The sequence below is a fragment of the Marilutibacter chinensis genome (assembly GCF_021725675.1).
In the GTDB taxonomy this organism is placed as follows: Bacteria; Pseudomonadota; Gammaproteobacteria; order Xanthomonadales; family Xanthomonadaceae; genus Marilutibacter; species Marilutibacter chinensis.
Genome location: NZ_JAKJPO010000009.1, coordinates 21,237 through 47,522, shown reverse-complemented (window position 1 = coordinate 47,522; position 26,286 = coordinate 21,237). Strand labels below are relative to the sequence as shown.

22 protein-coding genes are annotated in these 26,286 nt (G+C 69.0%); 14 read left to right on the top strand and 8 right to left on the bottom strand.

What is annotated here, in order from left to right; all coding sequences use genetic code 11:
* The first annotated feature begins 284 nt into the window (after positions 1-284).
* Positions 285-2,249 (top strand): S8 family peptidase, encoded by a 1,965-nt coding sequence (locus tag L3V18_RS13735; RefSeq protein ID WP_237055786.1) that lies wholly within the window; start codon positions 285-287, stop codon positions 2,247-2,249.
* A gap of 272 nt (positions 2,250-2,521) precedes the next feature.
* Here the strand turns inward: L3V18_RS13735 and L3V18_RS13730 are convergent, their stop codons facing one another.
* The 3 genes from L3V18_RS13730 to L3V18_RS13720 form a co-directional block, all read right to left on the bottom strand.
* Positions 2,522-3,106, bottom strand: coding sequence for an OmpO family porin (locus tag L3V18_RS13730; protein ID WP_237055785.1), 585 nt, complete (start codon positions 3,104-3,106; stop codon positions 2,522-2,524).
* 192 nt (positions 3,107-3,298) lie between these two features.
* Positions 3,299-3,778 carry a tRNA (cytidine(34)-2'-O)-methyltransferase gene (locus tag L3V18_RS13725; RefSeq protein ID WP_237055784.1) on the bottom strand — a complete coding sequence of 160 codons (480 nt, stop codon included), beginning with the start codon at positions 3,776-3,778 and terminating at the stop codon, positions 3,299-3,301.
* Between the two features lie 111 nt (positions 3,779-3,889).
* A complete protein-coding gene (locus L3V18_RS13720) occupies positions 3,890-4,591 on the bottom strand; it encodes an SDR family oxidoreductase (protein ID WP_237055783.1) in 702 nt (233 codons plus the stop codon).
* A 196-nt stretch (positions 4,592-4,787) separates the two neighbouring features.
* On the opposite strand from L3V18_RS13720, the gene L3V18_RS13715 reads away from it, so the two are divergent.
* The 4 genes from L3V18_RS13715 to L3V18_RS13700 all read left to right on the top strand — a co-directional run bounded on the left by L3V18_RS13715 (position 4,788) and on the right by L3V18_RS13700 (position 10,344).
* Positions 4,788-7,700 (top strand): M16 family metallopeptidase, encoded by a 2,913-nt coding sequence (locus L3V18_RS13715; protein WP_237055782.1) that lies wholly within the window; start codon positions 4,788-4,790, stop codon positions 7,698-7,700.
* A 174-nt stretch (positions 7,701-7,874) separates the two neighbouring features.
* Positions 7,875-8,201 carry a DUF4156 domain-containing protein gene (locus tag L3V18_RS13710; protein WP_237055955.1) on the top strand — a complete coding sequence of 109 codons (327 nt, stop codon included), beginning with the start codon at positions 7,875-7,877 and terminating at the stop codon, positions 8,199-8,201.
* The gene (locus L3V18_RS13705; RefSeq protein WP_237055780.1) at positions 8,198-9,109 is read left to right on the top strand and encodes a zinc-ribbon domain containing protein; all 912 of its coding nucleotides are present in this window, start codon (positions 8,198-8,200) and stop codon (positions 9,107-9,109) included. Before L3V18_RS13710 ends, L3V18_RS13705 begins: the two co-directional genes overlap by 4 nt.
* Before the next feature lie 218 nt (positions 9,110-9,327).
* Positions 9,328-10,344 (top strand): 3-oxoacyl-ACP synthase III, encoded by a 1,017-nt coding sequence (locus tag L3V18_RS13700; protein ID WP_237055778.1) that lies wholly within the window; start codon positions 9,328-9,330, stop codon positions 10,342-10,344.
* A 400-nt stretch (positions 10,345-10,744) separates the two neighbouring features.
* Here L3V18_RS13700 and L3V18_RS13695 read toward each other — a convergent pair whose 3' ends face one another.
* A complete protein-coding gene (locus L3V18_RS13695) occupies positions 10,745-11,713 on the bottom strand; it encodes a LysR family transcriptional regulator (RefSeq protein WP_237055776.1) in 969 nt (322 codons plus the stop codon).
* Positions 11,714-11,853: 140 nt separating this feature from the next.
* Between L3V18_RS13695 and aceB the strand changes: the two genes are divergently transcribed.
* The 4 genes from aceB to L3V18_RS13675 all read left to right on the top strand — a co-directional run bounded on the left by aceB (position 11,854) and on the right by L3V18_RS13675 (position 19,289).
* Positions 11,854-13,539: a malate synthase A gene (aceB, locus tag L3V18_RS13690; protein WP_425493533.1), complete on the top strand. Its 1,686-nt coding sequence runs from the start codon at positions 11,854-11,856 to the stop codon at positions 13,537-13,539.
* A 157-nt stretch (positions 13,540-13,696) separates the two neighbouring features.
* Positions 13,697-15,043, top strand: a complete 1,347-nt coding sequence (aceA, locus tag L3V18_RS13685; protein ID WP_237055772.1) for an isocitrate lyase — start codon at positions 13,697-13,699, stop codon at positions 15,041-15,043.
* Between the two features lie 644 nt (positions 15,044-15,687).
* A complete protein-coding gene (locus L3V18_RS13680) occupies positions 15,688-16,677 on the top strand; it encodes a GGDEF domain-containing protein (RefSeq protein WP_237055953.1) in 990 nt (329 codons plus the stop codon).
* An 11-nt stretch (positions 16,678-16,688) separates the two neighbouring features.
* The gene (locus L3V18_RS13675) at positions 16,689-19,289 is read left to right on the top strand and encodes a putative peptide modification system cyclase (protein WP_425493539.1); all 2,601 of its coding nucleotides are present in this window, start codon (positions 16,689-16,691) and stop codon (positions 19,287-19,289) included.
* Here L3V18_RS13675 and L3V18_RS13670 read toward each other — a convergent pair.
* Entirely contained in the window at positions 19,274-19,621 is a 348-nt protein-coding gene (locus tag L3V18_RS13670; RefSeq protein WP_237055768.1) for an NHLP-related RiPP peptide, read from the bottom strand. The two genes, L3V18_RS13675 and L3V18_RS13670, sit on opposite strands and share 16 nt — an antisense overlap.
* A 160-nt stretch (positions 19,622-19,781) precedes the next feature.
* On the opposite strand from L3V18_RS13670, the gene L3V18_RS13665 reads away from it, so the two are divergent.
* From L3V18_RS13665 to L3V18_RS13650, 4 genes are all read left to right on the top strand, one after another.
* Positions 19,782-20,966: a putative peptide maturation dehydrogenase gene (locus L3V18_RS13665; protein ID WP_237055767.1), complete on the top strand. Its 1,185-nt coding sequence runs from the start codon at positions 19,782-19,784 to the stop codon at positions 20,964-20,966.
* A 162-nt stretch (positions 20,967-21,128) separates the two neighbouring features.
* On the top strand, positions 21,129-21,593 hold the full coding sequence (locus L3V18_RS13660; RefSeq protein ID WP_237055766.1) for a hypothetical protein: 465 nt from the start codon (positions 21,129-21,131) through the stop codon (positions 21,591-21,593).
* A 69-nt stretch (positions 21,594-21,662) separates the two neighbouring features.
* Positions 21,663-22,142 (top strand): hypothetical protein, encoded by a 480-nt coding sequence (locus L3V18_RS13655; RefSeq protein WP_237055765.1) that lies wholly within the window; start codon positions 21,663-21,665, stop codon positions 22,140-22,142.
* Between the two features lie 68 nt (positions 22,143-22,210).
* Complete coding sequence (locus L3V18_RS13650; RefSeq protein ID WP_237055764.1) at positions 22,211-22,711, top strand: hypothetical protein; 501 nt, start codon at positions 22,211-22,213, stop codon at positions 22,709-22,711.
* Between the two features lie 154 nt (positions 22,712-22,865).
* On the opposite strand, the gene L3V18_RS13645 is transcribed toward L3V18_RS13650, so the two are convergent.
* Entirely contained in the window at positions 22,866-24,368 is a 1,503-nt protein-coding gene (locus L3V18_RS13645; protein WP_237055763.1) for a YifB family Mg chelatase-like AAA ATPase, read from the bottom strand.
* 14 nt (positions 24,369-24,382) lie between these two features.
* The gene (gene ubiK / locus L3V18_RS13640; RefSeq protein ID WP_237055762.1) at positions 24,383-24,658 is read right to left on the bottom strand and encodes a ubiquinone biosynthesis accessory factor UbiK; all 276 of its coding nucleotides are present in this window, start codon (positions 24,656-24,658) and stop codon (positions 24,383-24,385) included.
* A 280-nt stretch (positions 24,659-24,938) separates the two neighbouring features.
* Between ubiK and L3V18_RS13635 the strand changes: the two genes are divergently transcribed.
* Positions 24,939-25,277: a P-II family nitrogen regulator gene (locus L3V18_RS13635; RefSeq protein ID WP_111267765.1), complete on the top strand. Its 339-nt coding sequence runs from the start codon at positions 24,939-24,941 to the stop codon at positions 25,275-25,277.
* A 93-nt stretch (positions 25,278-25,370) separates the two neighbouring features.
* On the opposite strand, the gene speE is transcribed toward L3V18_RS13635, so the two are convergent.
* Positions 25,371-26,222, bottom strand: coding sequence for a polyamine aminopropyltransferase (gene speE, locus L3V18_RS13630; RefSeq protein ID WP_237055761.1), 852 nt, complete (start codon positions 26,220-26,222; stop codon positions 25,371-25,373).
* Between the last annotated feature and the right edge of the window lie 64 nt (positions 26,223-26,286).

The following is a 26,286-nucleotide window of genomic DNA, read 5'->3' as shown; positions in this document are numbered from 1 at the left end:
GCGATTCATGCATAGGCGCGGGCACGCGCCTCCCGACGTGTCCATCGGCGCCCGCCGCAGCGGAGTCGTGCGGCGCCCGACGGCCGACGGCAGCTGGCGGGCCTTCGTCCGGGAATGTGACGACTCCGCTCACGGGGCTGGCGTAGGCTGGGCGCGCGGATCGCCGGATGTGAGGCAAGGGAATCGCTTCACGCAGGATCGCCTTTGCTGTCCATTGCACGATCCGTTCTCGACGGGGCTGTTCAGCCCGCATCGTCATTCAAACCATGGACAAGGAACGTACTATGAGACTTCATATCACCCCGCTCGCCGTCGCTGTCGGCGCTTCGCTGATGTGCGCCGCTCTGTCCGCTGTTTCCGGCGAGTTCCGCACCACCGACAATCCGATCAGCGGCCAGTACATCGTCGTGCTCAAGCCGCAGGCGGCGAGCCTGGCAGGAGAGTCCAACCGCGCCGCGCCGGTCGCCGTGGCGGCGAAGGCCATCGCCGCGCAACATCGCGCCAGCCTGGTGCGCAGCTACGACCGCGTGCTGCGCGGTTTCGTGGTGAAGGCCGACGACAACACCCTGGCCGCTTTGCTGGCCGATCCACGCGTGGCCTATGTCGAGGAGGACGGCATCGCCACGATCGACACCATCCAGACCGGAGCGACCTGGGGGCTGGATCGCATCGACCGGCGCCTGCTGCCGCTGGACACGCTCTATACCTACGACACCACCGGGGCTGGCGTTCATGCCTACGTGATCGATTCCGGCCTCAATGTCGGCCACACGGAGTTCACAGGCCGGGTCGGACTCGGCGCGGACTTCATCGGCGGCGGCGTCAACGACTGCAACGGGCATGGAACGCACGTTGCCGGCACCCTTGGCGGCACCACCTATGGCGTCGCCAAGCAGGTCACCATCCACCCGGTGCGGGTGTTCCCCTGCGTCGGCGGTTCGCCGTGGTCGACGATCATCGCCGGCGTCAACTGGGTCGCCGCCAATCATGTGACCCCGGCGGTGGTGAACATGAGCCTGGGCGGAGGCGGCAACACCTCGGTAGATACCGCGGTGGCCAACCTGCACAACATCAACGGCGTCACCGTGGTCGTCGCCGCCGGCAACAGCTCCGCCAACGCCTGCGGCTACTCGCCGGCACGCGAGCCGGTGGCGATCACGGTCGGGTCGGTCGACAACACCGACACCCGCTCTTGGTTCTCGAACTACGGCAGCTGCCTGGATCTGTTCGCCCCCGGCAGCGCCATCACTTCGGCATGGATCGGCAGCAACACCGCCGTCAACACCATCGACGGCACCTCGATGGCGGCGCCGCACGTGGCCGGCGCGGCTGCGCGCTACCTGCAGACCTATCCGGCGGCGACGCCCGCGGCGGTGTGGGCTGCGGTGTACAACGCCGCCAACATCTTCGGCACCACCCCGTCCTGGCCGGGGGTGGGCAGCCTCGGCACCGGATCGCCGAACGTGCAGCTGCACTACGGCTCGCTCAACGACGGTTACAACGACGGCGATCCCCATATCAGAACCGTCAATGGCCTGTATTACGACTTCCAGACCGGCGGCGAATTCGTCGCACTGCGCTCGCAGGGCATGGAAATCCAGACCCGGCAGCGGCCGGTGGACAACCTCCCCTGGGTCAGCGTCAACACGGCGGTCGCCACGCGTGTCGGCAATCATCGGGTGACCTGGCAGCCGGGCACCGGGGTGATGCCCGATCCGGCCGGCCTGCAGCTGCGCGTGGACGGCGTGGTCACGCCGATCCCGTCGGGCGGGATCGACCTCGGTCCCGGCGCCAGGGTGACGACGCTGGGCAACAACGGCATCAACGTCTACTTCCCGGACGGAACGAGGATGACCGCCACCGCGAACTGGTGGGCCGGCCAGAACCTCTGGTACATGAACGTGCGCGCGTACCACACGATGGCGACGGACGGCATCATGGGCGTGCTCAAGCAGGGCGAGTGGCTGGAGCCGGGCTTCTCGGACAAGTGGCGCGTGGACAGGAAGACCAGCCTGTTCGACTACGCCGAGGATGTCGATCCGGGCAAATTCGTCAGCGAGCCGTTCCCGCGGGAGAAGATTCCGCCGATGAACCCGGCCAACGTGGAACTGGCCAAGCAGGTCTGCGCGCGGGTCAAGGACGAGAAGCTGCACAGGGACTGCCTGTTCGATGTCGGCACCACCGGCGACCCGGTATTCGTCGAGGGCGCGGCGACGGAAGCCGCCCTGAAGGAGGCCGGAGCGCAGTGACATCGCGTGCAGCAGCCGTCGTTTCGACGACGGCTGCTGCCGATGGAAGCCGTCGACGGTCGCTGCAGTGGCCGGAGAGGGCAGTGCCCGGTCTTGCGCCGAGCGGGCGTCGTCCCCGGACCTGCAAGCACGCACCGGTTGCTATCGCGGTGCCTGCCTCCACCCGGGCGCGGTACCGACGCACAAAAAAGCCCGGCCACAAGGGCCGGGCTACATCGCGATGTTTCGGGGGGAGAGAGAGATTCAGCGCGATGGGAGGGGGCGGGCCGCGATCAGAAGCTGGCGCGCGGGCCGACGAACCACTGGGTGTCGCCGTCGACGAACTTGACGTCGCCGTTGATGCCCCAGGTCTGGTTGAACTTCACCAGCGCGCCGAGGCGGCCGTAGAACTCGCCGTCGATGCTCTGACCGGCGATCTCGTCGAAGTCCTCGTAACCGGCCAGGGCGTAGCCTTCGAAGTTCGGGGTGAACGCGCCGCGGACGCCGGCCTCGACGCTCCAGCCGTCGGCATCGAAGCCGCGGCCGGCATCGAACTTCTCGTAGGCGACGCGGGTCAGCAGGTCGACGTTGCGGTTGATCTCGTGGTTGTAGCCCACGCCGACGCGCCACTGGTCGAAGTCGAGGTTGGTGCCGTCGATGTCCTGGTTGCTGTAGTTGCCGAAGATGTGGAAGTTCGGCGCGATCGCGCCGGAACCGCCGATGGCCCAGCCGTCGGCGTCGTTGCCGTCGGTGTTGGTGGCGGCGTAACCGCCTTCGACGTAGGTGTAGGACACGCCCTCGGCCGCGGAAGCAGCGAACGGCAGGGCGGCGATCAGCGACAGGGCGGCAAGCTTGGAAATGGTGAGGGAGCGCTTCATAAGGACGTAGCCTCTTATTTGTCTTGGTATCGGGCCGGACGGCGGCTTTCTTGGCGTCCGTCACATCCGGTGCGAGCCAGTATCCGCAGCGTTCCCCAATTGCGCCTTAATACTGAACGGCGAGGTTCAGGAACTATTTCGCTGGCGCATGGTCGCGTTGCGGTTGTGGCGGGCCGCGAATGCCGGTGGATTTCAGCCGCCGCCGTCGAAGCCGTGCTGGCGCCAGGCCTCGAACACCACCACCGCGACGCTGTTGGACAGGTTGAGGCTGCGGTTGCCCGGACGCATCGGCAACCGCAGACGCTGCGGCGCGGGCAGCGCGTCGAGCACCGCGTCGGGCAGGCCGCGGGTCTCCGGGCCGAACAGGAAGGCGTCGCCGGCGGCGTAGCGTGGTGTGTCGAAGCGGGTGCGGCCGCGGGTGCTCAGTGCGAACAGCCGCGGCACGGCGCCGTTGGCCAGCGCGATCGCGGCCAGCGCGGCGTCCAGGCCGTCGTGCACCTGCACGGTCGCGTATTCATGGTAGTCCAGCCCGGCGCGGCGCAGCTGGCGGTCGTCCATGTCGAACCCCAGCGGTGCGACCAGGTGCAGGCGCGCGCCGGTGTTGGCGCACAGGCGGATCACGTTGCCGGTGTTGGGTGGAATCTCCGGCTGGTAGAGGATCACGTCGAACATGGGCTGTCCCGGCGAACGCGTGCCGGAATGACGGCTGCCGTTTATCCGGACGCGTCCGGACGACGCCAGCGTCGGGCACTGCGGCGGAGGGGGCAAGGAGTGCGGCGCGCATCACCATGGTACCGCCTTGCCGCGCCAGTCGAGGAAGCGGCCACTGTCGCCGGGACCGGCATCGTCGATCACCCGCAGCATCGCCGAGACCGACTCTGCCGGGGTCAGTTCGGCATGCGTGCCGCCCATGTCGGTCTGCACCCAGCCCGGGTTGAGCGCGAGCACGACGATGCCACGTTCGGCCAGTGCCTTGGCGAGCAGCGCGGTGACCATGTTCTGCGCGGCTTTGGAAATCGCGTAGCTGGGCGTGCGGAAGGCCTCCAGCTCCGAGACCGAGCCCCAGGACGAGGACAGGCTGGCGATTTTCGCCCCGGGGGCCAGGCGAGGCGCCAGCGCCTGGGTCAGCAGGAACGGGCCGCTGGCGTTGGTGCGGAAGCTGTCGTCGAGGTTGAGCGACGGCACGCTGCCGAAGCGCTCGCCCGAATGCAGGACTCCGGCGTTGTTGATCAGCAGGTCGAGTCCGTCGAGGACCAGCGGCAGTTCGCGCGCGAGTTCGGCGATCGACTTCGGGTTGGCCACGTCCAGCGGCAGCACGTGCATCCGTCCCGGGTACTCGCCGACGAGGTCGTTCAGCGCCGGCGCGCGGCCAGGGTGGCGGCAGGTGCCGAGCACGTGCTCGCCGCGCTCGAGCAGCTGCCGGGCGAATTCGAATCCAAGGCCACGGTTCGCGCCGGTGACCAGGCAGCGGCGGGGGTTGGGCATGGCACACCTCGAGGGACGGGTGGCGGCTGGCGCGTACGGGCGCCTGCCGACATGAAACCACAATCGCGGTATCGCGACACGGCGAGACTTGTGGCCTAGTGCCCAGGCCTGGCACGCGGGCTAGGATGGGGGTTCATGCCAGTCCGGTCTGACAGGGAGATCGGCACCCATCAATGGAAGAGCCAAGGAGCTACCGATGTTCATAGACCGTAGGCCGCGCAAAGCGGGACTGTCCGACCTCAAGCCCGCTGCCCCGCGCCGGCTGTTCAACCGCGGCCTGCTCGCCGCCGCGCTGGCGACCGCGATCGGCGGCGTGGCCTGGACCGCGCCCACGCCGGCGCTGGCCGAGCAGCAGGCCGTCCGCACCGGTGTCGACATCCCGTACGAGGAGTTCACCCTGTCCAACGGCCTGCGGGTGATCGTGCACACCGACCGCAAGGCGCCGATCGTCGCGGTCAACATCTGGTACCACGTCGGCAGCAAGGACGAGCCGGCCGGGCGCAGCGGCTTCGCGCACCTGTTCGAACACCTGATGTTCAACGGCTCGGAGAATCACCGCGGCGAGTATTTCGAACCGTTCGAGCTGGTCGGCGCGACCGATATGAACGGCACCACCAATTCCGACCGCACGAACTATTTCCAGAACGTGCCGACCACCGCGCTCGACATGGCGCTGTGGATGGAGTCCGACCGCATGGGCCACCTGCTCGGCGCGATCGACCAGAAGGTGCTCGACGAGCAGCGCGGCGTGGTCCAGAACGAGAAGCGCCAGGGCGAGAACCAGCCCTACGGCCAGGTCTGGGAGCAGCTCGGCCGCTCGCTGTATCCGAAGGGGCACCCGTACCACCACAGCACGATCGGCTCGATGAACGACCTCAACGCCGCTTCGCTGGAGGACGTGAAGACCTGGTTCCGCACCTGGTACGGCCCCAACAACGCGGTGCTGGTGCTGGCCGGCGACATCGACGTCGCCACCGCCAGGGAAAAGGTCGCCAGGTACTTCGGCGACATCCCGGCCGGGCCGACGATGGCGCAGCCGGCGGTCGACGTCGCCCGGCGCCCGGCCGACACCCGTGAGGTGATGCACGACAAGGTGCCGCAGCCGCGCATCTATCGGGTCTGGAACGTCGCCCAGGTGGGCACCCGCGACATCGACCAGTTGCAGGTGCTGTCGCAGGTGCTCGGCGGCAGCGCCTCCTCGCGACTCGACAAGCGGCTGGTGCACGGCGACAAGCTGGCCGACAGCGTCGGCACCGGTGCCTATGCGTCGCAGCTGGGTTCGAACTTCATGGTGATGATCAACGTCAAGGAAGGCGTCGACGTGGCCCGGGTCGAGAAGATCGTCGACGAGGAGCTGGAGAAGCTGCTCGCCGAGGGCCCGACCGCGGCCGAGCTGGCGCAGGCCAAGACCGTGTACCGGGCCGGCTTCATCCGCGGCATCGAGCGTATCGGCGGCTTCGGCGGCAAGGCCGACGCGCTGGCCGAGTGCGCGGTCTACGCCGGCGATCCGGGCTGCTTCCGCGAGTCGCTGGACAACATCGCCGCGACCACCGCTGCCGACGTGCAGGCGGTCGGCCGCCGCTGGCTGGGCGAGGGTTCCCACACCCTCGTCGTCGAACCGGGCGAGCGCACCCCGCTGGCCGAGGAGCCGGCGGTGACGCCGCAGCCGTTCGAGCGGCCGCCGGTCGATCCGAAGTACCGCACTCTCGAGAGCACGGTCGACCGCAGCGAGGGCGTGCCGATGCCGGAAGAGTTCCCGACCCTGAAGTTCCCCGAGCTGCAGCGCGCGACGCTGGACAACGGCACCGCGGTGATCCTGGCCGAGCGTCACGACATCCCGGTCGTGCAGTTCAGCTATGAATTCGACGGGGGCTATCGTACCGATCCGGCCGACAAGCTCGGCGCGTCGAGCTTCGCGATGAGCATGCTCGACGAAGGCGCCGGCGAGTACGATGCGCTCGCGTTCCGTGATCGCGCCGAGGCGCTGGGTGCGAACCTCGGCGCCGGTGCCGCGCTCGATGGTGGCAGCGCCTACCTTTCGGCGCTGAAGGAGAACCTGGATCCATCACTGGACCTGTTCGCCGACATGCTGCGCGCGCCGCGCTTCGAGCAGGCCGAGATCGACCGGGTGAAGGCCAGCTGGATCGCCGGCATCAAGCAGGAGAAGGCGCGCCCGAACTCGGCCGCGCTGCGGGTGCTGCCGCCGCTGCTGTACGGCGAAGGCCATCCGTATGCGATGCCGTTCAGCGGTTCCGGTACCGAGGCTTCGATCGCCGCGCTCGGCCGTGACGACCTGGCCGCCTATCACCGGGACTGGGTACGCCCCGAGAACGCGACCCTGATCGTGGTCGGCGATACCACCCTCGGCGAAATCGTGCCGGTGCTGAACAAGCACCTGGGCGACTGGAAGGGCGCCGGCCAGGCTCCGGAAGCGGTCGAGGTGCCGGAGGTCGCGCGACCGGACAAGGCCCGGGTCTATCTGATCGACCAGCCCGGCGCGGTGCAGGCGAACATCTTCGCCGGTGAGCTGATGCCGCCGACCGGCAGCGACGGCGAGACCCTGCTGCAGATGGCCAACGAGGTGATCGGCGGATCGTTCGTCTCGCGCCTGAACATGAACCTGCGCGAGGACAAGCATTGGTCGTACGGCGCCCGCACCGTGCTGACCAACGCGCTGGGCCAGCGGCCGTGGCTGGCGGTGGCGCCTGTGCAGATCGACAAGACCGCCGAATCGCTGGCCGAGATCCAGCGCGAAGTCGCCGAGTACGTCAGCGGCAAGATGCCGCCGACCCAGGCCGAGATCGATCGCATCAAGGCCAACGAGAGCCGCAGCCTGCCGGGCGCCTACGAGACCGCCGGGGCGGTGATGGGCACCATCGGCGGTATCGTCCGCTACGATCGTCCTGACGACTATGTGGTCCGCCGCAACGACGAGATCCAGGCGATGACGCCGGCCGAGGTCGCCGCTGCGGCCAAGGCGATCGATCCGTCGAAGCTGGTCTGGGTGGTGGTCGGCGATCTCGCACAGATGGAAGCGCCGATCCGCGCGCTGGACCTCGGCGAGGTCCAGGTGCTCGATGCCGACGGCAAGCCGGTGGCCGGGAAGTAGCCGGCGGGCGATGCGAACCCCGTCGTTCAGCGACGGGGAGGGAGCGGCCGGCTATCACTGGACCGCTGCTACGGACGGGGCGCCTTGGCGCCCCGTTTTGTCTCCGGCGACCGCTTCGGATAGGGTCGCCGGCATCACGACCGACGAGAGTTCATCACGATGCGCCCGAATACGATCCGTCCGCTGCTCCTTGCCGCCTCGATCGCCGTCCTCGGCGCATCGGCCGCCGGCTGCACCTGGGTCCACATGGCGCCTGGCGCCAGCGCGGTGCGGGTGGTCCCCGCCGGCGCTCCGCCGGCCGGTTGCCAGAAGCTCGGCGAGATCAGCGTGTCGGTGAAGGACAGCATCGCGTTCTACGACCGCAACCCGTTGCGCGTGCGCGAGGAACTGGAGACTCTCGCCCGCAACGAGGGCCCGGGCCTTGGCGCCGACACCATCCAGCCGCTGGGCGAGCCGCACGACGGCGAACAGCGCTTCGCCGGCTACCGCTGTGGCAGGTGAGCGAACGCAAGAGCAATAGGCAGCGCCGTACTGAAATCCGCGAACGACGGCTGAAGCGCGCCGAGGCGGCCCGGTCGGCACTGTCGCAGCCGGATGTGCGCTGGTCGGACTGCGAGAACCCGCCGGCCGGGGCCGTCCGCGCCGACCGCGAACTGCTGGCGCGCCACAACAACACCTACGGCTTGCTGCCGGAGTTCTATCTCGACCGCGCCTTCACCTGCCGCGACTGCGGCGAGGAGCAGGTGTGGACGGCCAGGCAGCAGAAGTGGTGGTACGAGCAGGCGTTGGGCCATATCGACAGCCGGGCCGTGCGCTGCCGCGCCTGCCGGCGCGCGAGGCGCGAAGCCAATCCGGGCGGCCAGCTGCTGCGCGAACAGTGCGAGCGGCTCCGCGCACTGGCCACGCGTCCGCCCGACGAGGCCGCCAGGCGCGCCATCGACGAGGCGCTGGAAAGCAGGTGGTGGGGCGTGCGCATCGTGGCCATCGAGACTCTGGGGTGCTGGGGAGATCGGACCAGCGTCGCGCGCCTGAGGGATCTGGCATCCGGAGTGGAACGGCCGCGCCGCTCCAGTTGGGCATTCCAGGCGCAGGTCGCGGCCGCGAAGGCGCTGGCGGCGTGCCTGCCGGATACGGAAGCGGGCTGGATGCTCGGGACCGGGCTGGGCAAACATCCCGGCGGCGGCCATCTGCTTGCGGCACTGAGGGCACGGCCGCAGGCGTTCTGGGAGCGGGCGTTGGAAACAGAGTGGCGTCGGGCGGACCCGGAACGGCTGATCAGGCTGGTCTGGGCGGTCCGCTGGTATGCCGGCGGCGAGACGTTGTACTCGGCGTGGCGGCCGAAGCTGTGCGACCACCCGGACGGCCGGGTCGCTGCGGCGGTCCGGCTGGCCTGGGGAACGGGTCCCTGAGTTCGAGGCAACGTGGCGATATCGGCCGCTGCGCGGTCCCGCCCGCTGCGCGGGAGGCGACCGGAAGAACCGGGAGCGGCCGCAGTGGCGGCGGTTCCGGCGCTCTGGAGCCGGCCCTGGCCCCGGTCGAGACGACCACCCTACGGTGGCGGATGGCGGGAGCGGCGCCAACGCGGTATGCTGGCGCGCTATTTCGTTTACTGCCGGTAGCTGCCGCCATGCTGTTCCAACATGTCGCGATCGCGGGCTTGGCCCATATCGATGCCCCGCGTCGTCTCAGCTCGGACGAGATCAACGCGCGCCTGAAGCCGACCCTCGACCGTCTCGGCATCCGCATCGACGTGCTCAAGGACATCGCCGGTATCAATGCGCGCCGCCTCTGGGACGGCGAGATGCAGGCGTCCGATGCCGCCACCCTGGCCGGGGTGAAGGCGCTGGCCGATGCCGGCATCGAGCCCGACCGCGTCGGTCTGCTGGTCAACACCTCGGTGAGCCGCGACTACCTGGAGCCGTCCACCGCCAGCATCGTCGCCGGCAACCTGAAGCTGTCGGAGAACTGCCAGAACTTCGACGTCGCCAACGCCTGCCTCGCCTTCATCAACGGCATGGACATCGCGAGCCGGATGATCGAGCGCGGCGAGATCGATTATGCGCTGGTCGTCGACGGCGAGACCGCCGGCCTGGCCTACGAGAAGACCCTGGAGCGCCTGACCGCGCCGGACGCGACCGAAGAACAGTTCCGCAACGAACTGGCGACCCTGACCCTGGGCTGCGGTGCCGCGGCGATGGTGCTGGCGCGTTCGGAGCTGGCCCCGGGCGCCCCGCGCTACCGCGGCGGCGTGACCCGCGCCGCGACCCAGTGGAACGGGCTGTGCCGCGGCAACCTCGATCGCATGGTCACCGACACCCGGCTGTTGCTCAGCGAGGGCCTGAAGCTCGCCCAGAACACCTGGGTCGCCGCCCGCAGCGCGCTGGGCTGGGTTGCCGACGAGCTCGACGAGTTCGTGATCCATCAGGTCAGCCAGGTCCATACCAAGGCCTTCGTGAAGGCGTTCGGCATCGATCCGGAGAAGGTGCTGACGATCTTCGGCGAGCACGGCAACATCGGCCCGGCCTCGGTGCCGATCGTACTGAGCAAGCTGCGCGAGATGGGCCGACTAAAAAAAGGCGACCGCGTCGCCCTGCTCGGCATCGGCTCGGGCCTGAACTGCTCGATGGCCGAGGTGGTCTGGTAGCCGCCCGGCGGCAGGCAGGTTTCTTCGACGCCCCGGTCCGCAAGGACCGGGGCGTTTTCTTTAGGTTTTCCCTTGAACGCGGGAGTCTCCGCAAGGGCCGGGCCATCGGCTTGCGGACACGTGGTCGGCGTTTGCAAGCACACCCATCCCCACCCAGCTCTCCCCTGGCAGGCGAGGGCTGGATGGGGATGGACTTATCGTCCGAAGCGACAAGCGCTCAACCTCGCGAAGGCGACGGCCGACGGGGTGGGGGTGGCGGAGAGTGGGCCATGGATGGCCCGCGACCCGACTTGGAGACACGACGTCGCCAGGAGGGCGCAGCCAACCCCACCCCGCCGGGCGGCGACTCCTTCCGAAGCCGGTCCTCATGGATGCGAACAGGCTTTTTCATCGCAGACCGTCAGCGCTCCGACGGGCCGGTGTCGTAGTAGTCGCCGCGGACGAACAGGTCGGGCTTGATCAGTTCGGTGAACGCACGTGCCTGCGGACTCAGGTACTTGCCCTTGCGCACGACGACACCGTAGCTGCGATCCGGGAAATAGCCGGCCAGCGAGCGCGCGGCGAGGCGGTCCCGGTCGGTCTCGGTCAGGCAGATCGCGGTGACGATGCTGATGCCCAGGCCCATCGCCACGTACTGCTTGATGATCTCCCAGCCGCCGACCTCCAGGGCGACCGTGTAGGGCACCCGTGCGCGCTGGAACACCAGGTCGACCATGCGATAGGTGGTCAGCCGCTGCGGTGGCAGGATCAGGCCGTACGGCGACAGGTCTTCCAGGGCCAGGTCGGGCTTGTCGGCCAGCGGATGATCGGGCGGGGTGATCAGCATCGGCTCGAAACGGTAGACCGGTGCATAGTCGAGATCGGTCGGGACGTCGAGCATCGAACCGACCGCCAGGTCGACCGCGTCTGAGCGCAGCAGGTCCAGCCCGCCGGCGCCGGTGACGTTGTGCAGTGTCAGCCGCACGTCCGGGTGCGCCTGTTTGAAGCGCTCGACGATCGTCGGCAGCAGATAGAGGATGGTCGAGGTGCCGGCGGCGACGTTCAGTTCGCCGGCATCCATTCCGCGGATCCGCTCACGGAATACCCCGTCGATGCCGTCCAGGCCTTCGACCAGCGGCCGGGCCAGCTCGTACAGCGCCTCGCCCTCGCGGGTCATCACCAGCCGTCGACCGCTGCGTTCGAGCAGTTTCACGCCCATTTCACGTTCCAGCGCCTGCAACTGCAGGGTCACCGCCGGCTGGCTGACGTACAGCGCCTCGGCCGCGCGCGAAACCGAGCCCAGGCGGGCGGTCTGGCAGAACGCCCGCAACGGTTTGAGTCGGTCGCCCTTGTAGGCGAAGCGCGGTGTGGAGCCGGATGAACGGACCATGGGGCTATTTATAAGTAATTCTTATGTTGTGCATTGCAAAAACTTGATTGTCAAATACTACACGTCGCCGCATGGTGCTGGACAGGGCGGATCGTTCCAGCACCCGCCTCCTGATCCAACGTTCCAGCAGGAGACGCACGATGTCGGCAGTGATGGCAGAAAGGCAGCACCCCCACGACCCCGGCAAGATTCCGGTGGGCGTCGAGATCACCGCGCAGGCAGCGGGCCAGGATGCGCTGCTGACCCCGGCCGCGCTCGACCTGCTCGCCGACCTGCACCGCCGCTTCGAGGGCGCCCGCCAGACCCGGCTGGCAGCGCGTCGCGAGCGCCAGGCCTTTTTCGACGCCGGAGGCCTGCCCGATTTCCGCGAGGACACCGCAGCGATCCGCGCCGGCGACTGGCGGGTCGCGCCGCTGCCGGCGGCGCTGCTCGACCGCCGGGTCGAGATCACCGGTCCGGTCGACCCGAAGATGGTCATCAACGCGCTCAATTCCGGCGCCAACTGCTACATGGCCGATTTCGAGGACAGCACCTCGCCGACCTGGGACAACCTGCTGACCGGCCAGGGCGCGTTGCGCGAGGCGGTCGCCGGCACCCTGACCTTCACATCGCCGGCCGCCGACGGCCGCCCCGGCAAGCTCTACACACTGAAGCCGTTCCGGGAGCAGGCGGTGCTGATGGTGCGCCCGCGCGGCTGGCACCTGGACGAGAAGCACGTGCTTGTCGACAGCACGCGCGTCGACGGCGCGGCGAGCGCCGGCAGCCCGATTTCAGCAAGCATTTTCGATGCCGCGCTGTTCTGTTTCCACAATGCGGACGTGCTCGCCGCGAAGGACCGCGGACCCTATCTGTACCTGCCGAAGCTCCAGTGCATGGAGGAGGCGCAGCTCTGGAACGACGTGCTCGGCCACATCGAGCAGGCGCTCGGGTTGGCGGAGGGCCGGATTAAGGTCACCGTGCTGATCGAGACCCTGCCGGCGGTATTCGAGATGGACGAGATCCTGCATGCGCTGCGCGGCCGCATCGCCGGCCTCAACTGCGGCCGCTGGGATTACATGTTCTCGTACATCAAGACCTTCCGCGCGCACCGCGACCGGGTGCTGCCCGAGCGCGGCCAGGTGACGATGACCCAGCCGTTCCTGCGCGCCTACTCCGAGCTGCTGATCCAGACCTGTCACCGCCGCGGCGCCCACGCCATGGGCGGCATGGCCGCGCAGATACCGGTCGGCGGCAGCGACCGGGCGAGCATCGAGGCGAACGAGGCGGCGTTGGCCAAGGTCCGCGCCGACAAGCTGCGCGAGGTCACCGCCGGCCATGACGGCACCTGGGTCGCGCATCCGGCGCTGATCCCGGTCGCGCGCGCGGTGTTCGACGAGCGCATGCCCGGCAAGCACCAGCAGCACGTGCTGCGCGAGGAGGTCACCGTCAGCCGCGACGAGCTGATCCGGCCGTCGCTGGGCACGATCACCCGCGCCGGTTTCGAGGGCAACGTCGAGGTCTGCGTGCGCTACCTCGCCGCCTGGCTGGACGGCAACGGCTGCGTGCCGATCCACAACCTGATGGAGGACGCCGCCACCGCCGAGATCGCCCGTGCCCAGCTGTGGTCATGGTTGCACAGCGAAGAACTGCACCTGGACGACGGCACCCCGGTCGACTTCGCCCTGCTCGAGCGTGCCTTCATCGGCCTGCCCAAGCGCATCGGCGACCGTAGCCGGATCCCGGGCGGCAGCCGCATCAACGAGGCGATCGGCGTGCTCGACCGCCTGACCCACGCCGACACGCTTGAGGAGTTCCTGACCCTGCCCGCGTACGCGCGGCTGGATTGATCCGAGCTTAGCCGACATCTGTAGGAGCGGCGTAAGCCGCGATGAAGCGTTCCCGTGACGTCCGGTCGCGGCTTACGCCGCTCCTACATACAAAACCACCCACCACAAACACGAACCCCACACGCCCGAGCAAGGGCGCCGCAAAGAGGCCACCGCCATGAGCCATACCCACGCCACCGCCGACCAACTGCGCCAGCAATGGGCCAGCAGCCCGCGCTGGGCCGGGATCACCCGTCCGTACTCTGCCGAGGATGTCGTGCGTCTGCGCGGCACCGTGCCGGTCGAGTACTCGATCGCCCGCCATGGCGCCGAGAAGCTCTGGAACTCGCTGCAGACCGAGGAGTTCATCAACGCGCTGGGTGCGCTGACAGGCAACCAGGCGATGCAGCAGGTCAAGGCCGGGCTGAAGGCGATCTACCTCTCCGGCTGGCAGGTCGCGGCCGACGCGAACCTCGGCGGCCAGATGTACCCGGACCAGTCGCTGTACCCGGCCGACTCGGTGCCGGCGGTGGTCAGGCGGATCAACAACACCCTGCTGCGCGCCGACCAGATCCAGTGCGCCGAACGCAATGGCGACAACTGCGGCGGCGAAGTCGATTTCCTGCAGCCGATCGTGGCCGACGCCGAGGCCGGTTTCGGCGGCGTGCTCAATGCCTTCGAGCTGATGAAGGGCATGATCGAGGCCGGTGCCGCCGGCGTGCACTTCGAGGACCAGCTCGCCTCGGCCAAGAAGTGCGGCCACCTCGGCGGCAAGGTGCTGGTGCCGACCCGCGAGGCGGTCGAGAAGCTGGTCGCCGCGCGCCTGGCCGCCGACGTGATGGGCGTGCCGACGATCATCGTCGCCCGCACCGATGCCGAGGCCGCCGATCTGCTGACCAGCGACATCGACGACAACGACAAGCCGTTCACCACCGGCGAGCGCACCGTCGAGGGCTTCTACAAGACCCGCAACGGCCTCGACCAGGCGATCAGCCGGGGCCTGGCCTATGCGCCCTACGCGGATCTGGTCTGGTGCGAGACCGGCAAGCCGGACCTGGAGTTCGCCCGCAAGTTCGCCGAGGCGATCCACGCCAAGTACCCGGGCAAGCTGCTGGCCTACAACTGCTCGCCCAGCTTCAACTGGAAGAAGAACCTCGACGACGAAACCATCGCGAAGTTCCAGAAGGAGATCGCGTCCTACGGCTACAAGTTCCAGTTCATCACCCTGGCCGGCTTCCATGCGCTGAACTACGGCATGTTCAATCTTGCCCACGGCTACGCGCGCCGGCAGATGAGCGCCTTCGTCGAGCTGCAGGAGGCCGAGTTCGCGGCCGCCGAAAAGGGCTTTACCGCGGTCAAGCACCAGCGCGAGGTCGGCACCGGCTATTTCGACGCGGTCACCCAGACCATCCAGGGCGGCCAGTCCTCGACCGTCGCGCTGAAGGGCTCGACCGAGGAGGAGCAGTTCCGCGACGACGAGCGTGCGACCGGCAGCAAGGCCGGTCACCAGGCGATCGCCGCCTGACCCGACGGCTCCGGAGCACATCCGGAGCCACGGACCGCTCGCTTTTTTCGGCTCCAGGGCGGGCTAGGGCGAACGGTTGCCGGGTCCGTCGTTGAGGCGGCCGGCGATGGATGCAGGCGGTCTCGATCCCACTGCAGCCACACGCCCGTGGGGCCGCGCGAGAGCCGGCCCCGTCACCCGGTCGATCCGGGCCGGAGCGGCACGCGTCGTGCGGTCGCCCCTGTCGGTCCATCCGCACGACCCGCCTGGATCCGCGCATGCCGCCGGCTGCTGTCCGCCTGCGCTGCGGTCGCGTGCCGGCGGCCCACGGGCGGGAGGCGTGGCACGCCAGGCGATGAGCGGAACCGGACCGGCAGGATGTCCCGCGCGTCGGGCGTGATGCCGGCGAATCCGCTGCGCGGGCGATCCGCGGTGCCGGACCGCTTGTCCGCCGGCCCCGGGCCATTCCGTTAATCGAGCGGGTGAGGTGCTATTCTCCGGACGCCTGTGCCGCAGCGGTGCACGGGTCTGGCGAACAGGGATGGGGCATCGACGGTGCGGGGGTGCGCATGAACCGCGAAAACCTGGCGTTTGCGATGCCTGATCGGACGACCGACGGCAAGGCGGGGAGGACCGTGGACGCTTCGCGCAACGCGCACGATGTGATGGCGATGACGTCGGCGATCCTGAGCGCCGACGAATTCGAGCTGTTCGCGCGCATGGGCCGCCTGCGTCACGTGCGGCCGGGGGAGATGCTGTTCCGCCGCGGCGACAGCGGCACCGTGATGTACGTGATCTCGCGCGGCGAGATCGACCTCGACTTCGGCGACGACCTGCAGGTCAAGCGGCTCGGTCCGAACGAGTTCTTCGGCGAGCTGGGCCTGCTGATCGGCGACCATGCCCGCAGTGCAGACGCGATCGCCGTCTGCGAAGGCGAGCTGATCGAACTGCGCCACGAGGAGTTCGAGCGCCTGGTGGATCAGGACCCGGCCACCGTGTCCTTCTTCCTGCGCCGCGCGATCATGCGCGTGGTCTACAACGAACAGGGCCTGATCCGTCGCCTGCGCCGCCGGAATCACGATCTGCAGGCGGCGCTCGACAGCCTGCATACGACCACCCATCAGCTGAACCAGACCGAGGAACTGGTCCGCACCGACGAGCTGACCGGACTCTACAACCGTCGCGGCCTGATGCTGCACATGCAGGAGTGCCGCGAAATCGGCATGACCTCGGCGCTCGGCCTGGTGCTGGTCGATTGCGACCGGTTCAAGCAGGTCAACGACGAGTACGGCCATCTGGTCGGCGACCGCGTGCTGCAGAGCGTGGCCAGCATCCTGCGCGCGGTGGTCGGTCCGGAGGATCTTGCGTGCCGGCTCGGCGGCGACGAGTTCTGCCTGGTGGTCGCGTCCGGCCAGCGCGACGACGTGATGCGGGTCGCCAGCTACGTCGCCCGCACCGCCCAGGATCTGCTGGCGCTGGGCAGCGACGAAGGCGGCACCCCGATCATCTGCCCGCTCAGCGTCGGCGCCTGCCTGGTCGAGGCCGATGCCGACTGGAATGCCTGGTATGCGCAGGCCGACGCCGCCCTCTACCGTGCCAAGCGGCTCGGTGGCGGACGGGTCGAATGGCAGGATCCATTGCCGAGTCCAGCCTGACCGTTGCCGCCATGGACGACGTCGTGACGCTCGAGCAGGAGCCCCAGGCCGCCACGGCAGCGCCGCAGCTGCGCACGATCCTGCTGACCGACATCTGCGACTCCACCACCCTGGTCGAACAGCTCGGCGACAGCGGCACCGCACAGTTCTTCCGCGAGCACGATCGTCTGGTGCTGCGCCTGCAGCAGCAGTGGCGCGGTCGCCTGATCGACCGCTCCGATGGCCTGCTGTTGCTGTTCGAGCGGCCGATCGACGGCCTGGGCTTCGCGCTCGACTACGGACGTGGCCTGGACGAGATCGGCAAGCTGCGCCACCTGAAGGTCCGCACCCGCGCCGGTCTGCATGTCGGCGAGGTGCTGACCTGGCGCAACAGCGACGAGGCCGTGCGCCTGGGCGCCAAGCCGGTCGAGGTCGAGGGCCTCGCCAAGCCGATCGCCGCGCGGCTGATGTCGATCGCGCGTCCCGGCCAGGTGCTGATGTCGGCGGTCGCCGAGCCGCTCGCCCACCGTGCCGCCCGTGAACTGGGCGAGCGCGGCCAGCACATGATCTGGAAGTCGCACGGCGTGTGGCAGTTCAAGGGCGTCGTCGAGCGCCAGCAGATCTTCGAGGTCGGCGAGCCCGGTGTCGCGCCGTTGCGGGCGCCGCCGAATTCGCCCAAGGCCTGGCGGGACATCCCGCTGTGGCGCCGGCCGGCGATGCTTGCCGCCGAGGCCGCACTGGTCGCGGCGGTCACGGTCGGTGGCTGGTTCGCGACCCGGCCGCCGCCGGCGATCGCCTTCAACGAGCGCGACTGGGTCGTGGTCGGCGACCTGCGCAACCTCACCGGCGACACCCGCCTGGACGACTCGCTGGAGCAGGCGTTCCGGATCAGCCTGGAGCAGTCGCGCTTCGTCAACGTGCTGTCGGACCTGAAGGTCCGCGATTCGCTGGCCCGCATGCGCCTGGATCCGGAGACGCTCGTCGACCGCGGCCTGGCCGCGCAGATCGCCCAGCGCGATGGTGCCCGCGCGGTGATCGTGCCGACCGTCTCCGAGGTCGGTGGCCGCCTGCGCTTCAGCGTCGAGGTGATCGATCCGTATACCCAGACCACCGTCTACGCGCACGTCGCCGACGGCAAGGGCGAGGAGTCGGTGCTGGCGTCGATCGACCAGGTCACCGGCGCACTGCGCGCGGACCTGGGCGAGGCGGTGGTGCAGATCGACAAGGACTCCAGGCCATTGCCGGAGGTCACCACCGGCAATCTAGACGCGTTGCGCGCATATGCGTTGGCGCAGGAGGCCTATGCGAATCACCGGTTCACCGAATCGTTGCAGCTTTACCGGCGGGCGACGCAGCTGGATCCGGAGTTCGCGCTTGCGTGGATCGGCCAGGTGCGCTCGCACTACGCCGTGGAGAATGCGCCTGCCGCTGTCGAACCCATGCGCAAGGCGCAGACGCTGCGCAAACACCTGCCCTCGCGCGAGGCGATGTATCTCGACGCATGGGCGGCCAAGTTCGACGACCCGGCGACGACGGCATCGAAGTGGGTCGAACTGGCCCGGCTGTATCCGGATTTCATGCCGGCACAGGGCAACGCGGCCACCTGGCTGTACAAGGACAACCAGTTCAAGGCTGCACTGGAGCATGCGCTTGCGGCCGCGGTCCCGCAGAATCCGCTGGCGGGCCAGGAGTTCGATTCGGTCGGCCGTGCGCAACTGGGCCTGGAGCGGTATGCGGAGGCGGAAGCCGCGTTCAGGCGCTCGAACGAGATGACCGGCAGTTCGATGCGGCGGCTGGTCTCGACCGCGGCCGCGCGCGGCGATCTCGAGGCGGCCGCACGCTACGCGAAATCGCTCGACCCGGCCAACGCCTATTCGTACATCGAGCAGACCTCGCTTGCCGTCGATCGGTCGGACTGGACCGCGGCGCGCGAGGCTTCACGGCAGGCGCTCGCCACACTGGACAACCCGGACGGGCTTGCCGGGCGCTACCTGCGGCTGCCGGTCGCCGTCGTCGACATGCTGGCCGGGGACCGGAAGGCGGCCGCACGGCAGGCCGGCAGGACCGCGGACATCGCCATCCAGGCGCTGGAGGCGGCCGGCGGATTCAATGCGGATGCCGAAGAGGATGCGGCGCTGGCCCTGGCGTCCGCATTGGTCGCGCTCCGATCGGGCGATCGGGACGTCGCGAAGCGTGTGATTGCGGCGCTGGACGAGCACGACGCCCTGATGCGGACGCCGGCTCTCTCCGAACTTCGCGTGGTGCTTCGCGCCGCGGTCGATCGCCGCAACGGCAGGGCGCGCGAAGCCGTCACCGCCCTTGAACCGCTTCTGGTGGGCGGTGAGCGCTATCAGACGCGTGTCGAGCTGATGGAAGCCTATGCAAGGGACGGACGCCTGGAGGAGGCGGTCGAACAGGCGCGTTGGCTGCAGCGGCGACGCGGACTGGCCTACGTGGAGCTCGAATGCGGACATTGCCTGCAGGCGCTGAACGTCGCCGACAGTCGTCTTGCGGTCCGCCGGGAGGCCCAGTTGCTGGAAGAACTGGGTCGATCGAAGGACGCTCAAGCCCGGAAAGATGCGTTCGGCAGCGTGTGGCCGGGCTTCGATGAAAAGGCCTACCTGCGCAGGTAGCGGCCCGTTGCGTTGCCGGTGTCGAGCTTTGGCGTGGTCTGGTCCAGCCCGCGAAGTAACATGGCCAGGATCTCTTCGCGGGCAGCGGAGATGGTTTCCTTCGACGCCAGTTGCCTGACCTTGCATCCCTCGAACGGCTCCGCCTCGGCCGCCGGGATCGCGCCGCAGGCCGTCATCTGGCCGGGGGCGGGCGATTCGTAGCCGATCGAACGCAGGGCGGCGAGATGGTCGCGCTGGAAACGCTCGCGAAACAGATCGTCGCTGCCGAGCAGATCCAGCAGGCGATCGGCGACCTCCGTCGGCAGCGGCGCGGTCCGGGTCTTGGTGCTCATCGATGTTTCCCCGTGTGCGGCCCTGGGCCAGGCCGTCAGCGGCAGAATCTAGCGTCCCGGCTGCGGACGGGCAACCGTCACAAATCGCGTCGAGTCGCCGCATGTCGACGCACGCGATGCGCGCGCTAAAGTAGCGCCGGACTTGAAACGGGGCTTTCCCATGCGCATCCGCCGCTGCGCGGTCGTCTTCCTCGAACCGCGGGAGGAGGTTGCGTTCGAGCTGGATTCGCTGCTGACCGGCGGCGACGGCCTGCGCCGGACGCGACGCTGGCTGGCGCTGGCCCCGCACATCGGCGAGGAAGTCGAGCTCGACGCCGGCGAACGCGAGCTGCTGGGGCGGCTGAGCCCTGGTCAGTGGGTCGAGGCCGACAGTCTCGGTGAGGGTGCCGCGGCGTTGCAGCGGCTGCTGGCCGAAGGGCTGGTCATCGCCGAGACCGATCCGGCCGACCCCGTGCGGGCGCGCTGGCGCGAACGCGACCAGCTGTTCCGTCAGGTCCATTGGCACCCGCTCGGGGCGACCCTGCACGCCTTCACCCGCTGGGAGGGGGTCGACGCGGTGCAGAACACCAGGGACAGCCGTACCGGCACGGCGGTGGAGATGCGCGAGGTGCTCGGCGCGCCGCCGGTCGAGGCCGCGGCCCGCACCGACGCCGGCGACCGTCTGGCACTGCCGAGGGTCGCCCCGAACGACTTCGACCGCCTGCTCGCCCGTCGCGCCACCTGCCGCAACTTCGACCCGTCGCGCCGACTGCCGTTGCAGGCGTTCGCCCAGCTGATGCAGCGCGTGTTCGCCGCCCAGGCCGAGGTACGGGTGTCCGACGACACCGTGTTCCTGAAGAAGAACGTACCCAGCGGCGGCGGTCTGCACCCGATGGAGTGCTACCTGCTGGTACAGCACGTCGAAGGCCTGGCGCCGGGGCTGTACCACTACCACGCGGTCGAACATGCGCTGGAGCCGCTGCCCGCCCCGGACCGGCCGCTGCGCGAGCTGGTGATGGACATCGCCGCCCGGCAGCACTGGTTCGCCGATGCGCACGTGCTGGTGGTGCTGTCGCCGCGCTTCGACCGCACGTTCTGGAAGTATCGCCAGCATGCCAAGGGCTACCGGGTGGTGGCGCTGGAGGGCGGCCACCTGTCGCAGACGCTGTACCTGTCCGCGACGGAGGCGGGACTGGGCGCCTTCATCACCGGCGCGATCAACGAGAAGCTGGTCGAGCGGACGTTCGGCCTCGATCCGATCAGCCAGGGCGCGCTGGCGCTGTGCGGGTTCGGCTGGCGCGGCACGGTGATGGAGACCGCCGAACTCGATCCGGCGGGGGAAGTCTGGGAGCGGGAGGGCGACTGATCCGCTGCCGCCGGAGCGGACGGTCCCCGACGGCCCCTCGCCGCCCGCCGGCACGGGCGGCGCCTTGCCAAATATGCGTTCGGGCTGTGCAAAGTCGGTCGACACGGCGTGGAATGCCGTTGTATGTTCGGACACCATTCATGTAACCAACAGCCCCCATACATGCGCCATCTCCTGTTGAAGGCAGCGGTCGCGCTGGCCTTGGCCCTTTCCGTTTCCGCCGCCGGTGCGGCAACTTCCCAGCAGCCCGACCAGATCCGTGCGCGCCAGGCGCAGATCAACGCCGGCATCCAGGCGGGCGACAGCCCGTACGCCGAACTGTCGGCGAAGTCCCGCGAGGAGCTGGCCGAGCGGCAGGCGCGCATGCTCGCCCTGCTCGAGGGCAAGCGCCGCATCGATGAGCTCGACAGCGACGCGCAGGCCCGCGTGGGGGCCGATGTCGAATGGATCGAGAATGCGCTGACGCGTGCCAGCGACGAGCGCCTCGTCTGCGAGCGCCGCCGGGTCCTGGGCAGCAACCGCAAGGAACGTGTCTGCAAGACCGTCGCCCAGTTGCGCGAAGAGCGAGAGGCCGCGCGCAACGCGATGGACGCCCGCAGCATCTGCATGGACTGCGCCTCGGACTGATCCGGCCCGTACGCGGGCACCTGTGCATCCGGCCCCGCAGGCCGGCCCCACCACCCGAAGGAGAACGTCATGAAAGCAAGTACCTGGATCGCCACCCTCGCACTGGGCCTGGTATCGGTCACCGCGGTCGCGAACGTCGACAAGGTGGGGCAGATCCTCAAGCAGCAGCACGAGATCCGCCGCGAAAGCGAGGTCTCGACCGGCGAGTACGCCCGCTTCGGCTCGCAGGCGCTGGAGCGCATGCACACCGCGCAGGATCGCGTCTTCGAGCTGCTGGACGATGTCAGCACCGTCGATCAGCTCGACCCGGACCAGAAGGTCGAGCTGTTCAACGCGCTCGAGGAAGTAAAGGCGGTCATCAACGAGAACGAGGACAACCGCCAGGAGTGCTGGCGCGAGCGCAAGATCGGCACCACGATGCGGACCACGCGTTGCGCGACCGTAGCCGAAATGCGCGCGGTGCGGGAGGACACCCGCAACTACGTCGACAAGCCGGTCATGTGCAGCGGCGATTGCGGCAGCGGCAAATCGCTCGAAGGCGGTTTCTGAGGCCAGGCACCGACGACGGCGGCCGGTTCCGTACGGCAGTCGTCGTCCACCGGCAAGCGGGGTGTGCCATGAAACGCATCGTTCGGACATGGGTTCTGGTCGTGCTGATCGCAACCGGCGGCACGACGCTGGCGCAGACGCCGCCGGCCGGTTCCGCTGACACGGTCGAGGACATCGACCGTCTGCAGGTGATCCTCGAGCAGCAGCGGGAGCTCAAGACCGACCTCGACGACGGCGGCATCGAGGGCCTGACAACGCGCGAAAACAACCGCGTACGCAAGGCGCAGGAGCAGGTGTTCGCGGTCACCGAAGGCAAGAGCCGGCTCGACGAGTTGAGCGTCGACGAGAAGATCGAGCTGGAGAACGCGCTCGAGCAGATCAACGCCTACGTGAAGAACACGCGCCGGGCCGGTGACGAGCAGACGGTGTGCTGGCGCGAGAAGATGTCAGGCACCGCACGGCGGGTGACCCGATGCGGTACCGAGGCCGAACGGCGCGAGGCACGCGAGGGCGCGCGCGACTGGCTGGAGCGGCCGAAGACCTGCGGCCAGGACTGCGGCGGACTCTGACCGTTCGCCGTACTCCGAGGAGCCGGTTCGCGCCCGCCTTCCAGCCACTGTTCCCGGCAATGCGGTTCGGCCACTTCCGTCGAGGTTCCCGGGCCGGACCGAAGCGTCAGGCGAGGCGCGGGTGACGCATCGCTGTCGGCTGCCGTCGACCCTGTCATCCGGCGTTGCCTTCCGTCCGCCGGTAGCCGATCGCCTCGGTGAGGTGGGCGGTGCCGATCTCGGCGCTGCCGGCGAGATCGGCGATGGTCCGCGCCACCCGCAGGATCCGGTGCATCGAGCGCGCGCTCAGGCGCAGCGATTCGACCGCACGTTCCAGCAGCGTCTGATCGGAGGCGCCGAGCCGACACGATTCGCGCATCCCGGCTTCGCCGAGACGGGCATTGGGTTTGCCTGCGCGGGCGAGCTGCCTCGCACGTGCGGCGACCACGCGCGCCTGCACGGCCTCGCTGGACTCGCCGGCCGGTCCGTCGGGGCGCAGTTCCGATGGCGGCAGCCGTGGCACGTGCACGTGAAGGTCGATCCGGTCCATCAGCGGCCCGGAGATCCGGCCGCGGTAGCGGCGGATCACATCCGGGCTGCAACGACAGCGCCCGCTGGCGTCGCCGGCCCAGCCGCACGGGCATGGATTCATCGCCGCGACCAGCTGGAAGCGGGCCGGGAACTCGGCGCTGCGTGCCGCCCGCGAGACCGTCACCACGCCGGATTCGAGCGGTTCGCGCAGTACCTCCAGTGCCTGTCGGCTCCACTCCGGCAGCTCGTCGAGGAACAGCACACCCTCATGCGCGAGCGAGACCTCGCCGGGGCGCGGCTCGGCACCGCCGCCGATCAGCGCGACCGCACTGGCGGTGTGGTGGGGTGCACGGAACCGGCGCTGGCGCCACCGCGCCGGGTCGAGGCCGCGACCGCTGATGGAGGCGATCGCCGCCGCCTCCAGCGCCTCGTCCTCCGACGCCTGCGGCAGCAGACCCGGCAACCGTGACGCCAGCAGGGTTTTGCCGCAGCCGGGCGGGCCCACCAGCAGCAGGTGGTGACCGCCTGCCGCGGCGACTTCCAGCGCGCGCCGCGCGTGGGCCTGGCCGCGCACCTCGGCGAGATCGGGGCCGGGCCTGTCCTGCGTCGGTACCGCGACCGCGGCCGGCAGCGACCGCCGTCCCTGCAGCAGTGCGCATACCTCCAGCAGGGTGCGCGCGGTGTAGGCCTCGACCCGGCTCGACAGCGCCGCTTCCGCACCGTTGTCGGCCGGTACGACCAGCCGGTGTCCTGCATCGGCGGACGCCAGCGCCGCCGGCAGCACGCCGTCGACCGCGCGCAGTTCGCCAGTCAGGCCCAGTTCGCCGAGAAATTCATAGTCGCGCAAGGGTTCCAGCGGGATCTGCCCGCTGGCGGCCAGGATGCCGAGCGCGATCGGCAGGTCGAAACGGCCGCCGTCCTTCGGCAGGTCGGCCGGGGCGAGATTGACGGTGATCCGGCGCGCCGGGAACTCGAACTGCGCGCACTGGATCGCGGCGCGGACACGGTCCTTGGCTTCGCGTACCGCCGCTTCGGGCAGGCCGACGATCGACATCGCGGGCAGGCCGCCGCCCAGGTGCACCTCCACCCGCACCGCCGGCGCCCGCACCCCGGACCGCGCACGTCCGTGCACGAGGGCCAGGTTCATTGTGGCGCGCCCGGCTAGTGGCGCGGCGTGTCGTTGCCGGAGCCGTCGCCGAGTTGCGCTTCGAGCTCGGCGACGGTCCGTTGCAGGGCCTCGAGCTTCTCGCGGGTGCGCTGCAGGACTGCGCGTTGTACCTCGAACTCCTCGCGGGTCACCAGGTCCAGCCTCTGCAGACCGCTCTGGAGCACGGTCTTGAAGTTCTGCTGCAGCTCCTCGCGGCTCTCGCGCAGGCCAGGCGGAACCAGGTTGCTGAGGCGGCGGGCGAGTTCGTCAATCTGGGTCAGGTCGATCATGGGTTGTGTTCCTGTCCGGCGTGGACTGTTCGGCATGGAACCAGCTTGGCGTGCCGGATGTGGCCGCGCACTCATCCTGTGCCGCGTCGTCGGCTAGGAAGTTTCCTAGGTGCGGGCTTTCGGTGAAAACGTCCGCAGCGGCCGGACGCGGACGCGCACTTTACCCCATCGTGACCGGCTGCCGCGGCCACCGCGCTGGGCGCCCGTCGGGGGAGACGCTATCCTGAACGCAGGCCCGGACATCGCTGCCGGGCCATCGGCCGTTGAGGGAGGCGCAGCAATGAAGATGGTCATGGCGGTGGTCAAGCCGTTCAAGCTCGACGACGTCCGCGAGGCGTTGTCCGAGGTCGGCGTGGCCGGCATCACCGCCACCGAGGTCAAGGGCTTCGGCCGTCAGAAGGGCCATACCGAGCTCTACCGCGGCGCCGAATACGTGGTCGACTTCCTGCCCAAGATCAAGCTCGAGATCGCGGTCACCGACGACCTGGTGGACGCGGTCGTCGAGGCGATCATCAAGGCGGCCGGCACCGGCAAGGTCGGCGACGGCAAGATCTTTGTCTACGACCTCGACCGTGCGGTGCGCATCCGTACCGGAGAACTGGACGCCGACGCGCTGTAATCCCCCTCCTGGCCTACGAGCCGGCCCCGGAGACGGAAGGCCCCGCGCGTGGCGGGGCCCGGTGCCGTGCTGTCGGAGCCGGGCTGCCGAGAGTCACTCGCCCAGTGCTGTGGCGATGAACGGCGGCGTCGCCAGCGCGCCGGTGTGGATGTCGGCGGTGTAATACCTGGTCTCGAACGTCTTCGCGCGGGCATCGTCGGCGCGGAAGTCGAAGCCGCCTCGCTTGCGCGCGAGCGTGCAGCTCCACCAGCCGGTCGGATAGCACGGCTGCGGAAACGGCAGGGTCTTGAAGCTGGCGAAGCCGGCCCTGCCCATCTCGCCGCGCATCTCCTTGATCAGGTCCAGCAGCATCAGCGGCGATTCCGACTGCTGGACGAGGATGCCGTCGTCCTTCAGTGCGCGGAAGCAGCTCTCGTAGAAGGCCTTGTTGAACAGTCCCTCGGCCGGGCCGACCGGGTCGGTGGAGTCGACGATGACGATGTCGACGCTGCCGGCCGGACAGTTGGCCATGTAGGCGACGCCATCGTCGAACAGCAGTTCCGCGCGCGGATCGGCATTGGATTCGCACAGTTCCGGAAACCACTTCTCGGCCATCCGGGTGACCTGCTCGTCGATGTCGCACTGGGTCGCGCTCTCGACGCCAGGATGCCTGAGCACCTCGCGCAGCGTGCCGCAATCGCCGCCGCCGATGATCACCACCCGCTTCGGATCGGCGTGGGTGAACAGCGCCGGATGGGACATCATCTCGTGATAGAGGAAATTGTCCTTCGTCGTCAGCATCATCGCGCCGTCGATGAGCATCAGGTTGCCCCAGTCGGTGCTCTCGAAGATCTCGATCTTCTGGAACGGCGACTGCACCTCGTCCAGCTTGCGGGTGATGCGATAGCCGATCGCCGAACCGGTCGGGTCGAAGTTCTCGTAGTGCCAGGTGCCGTTGTCGTTCATGCCGGTGCGTCCCGCGGTTAGCCAAACAGGGGGCTGACCGGGCGCCCGGACGCAAGGGTCGGAC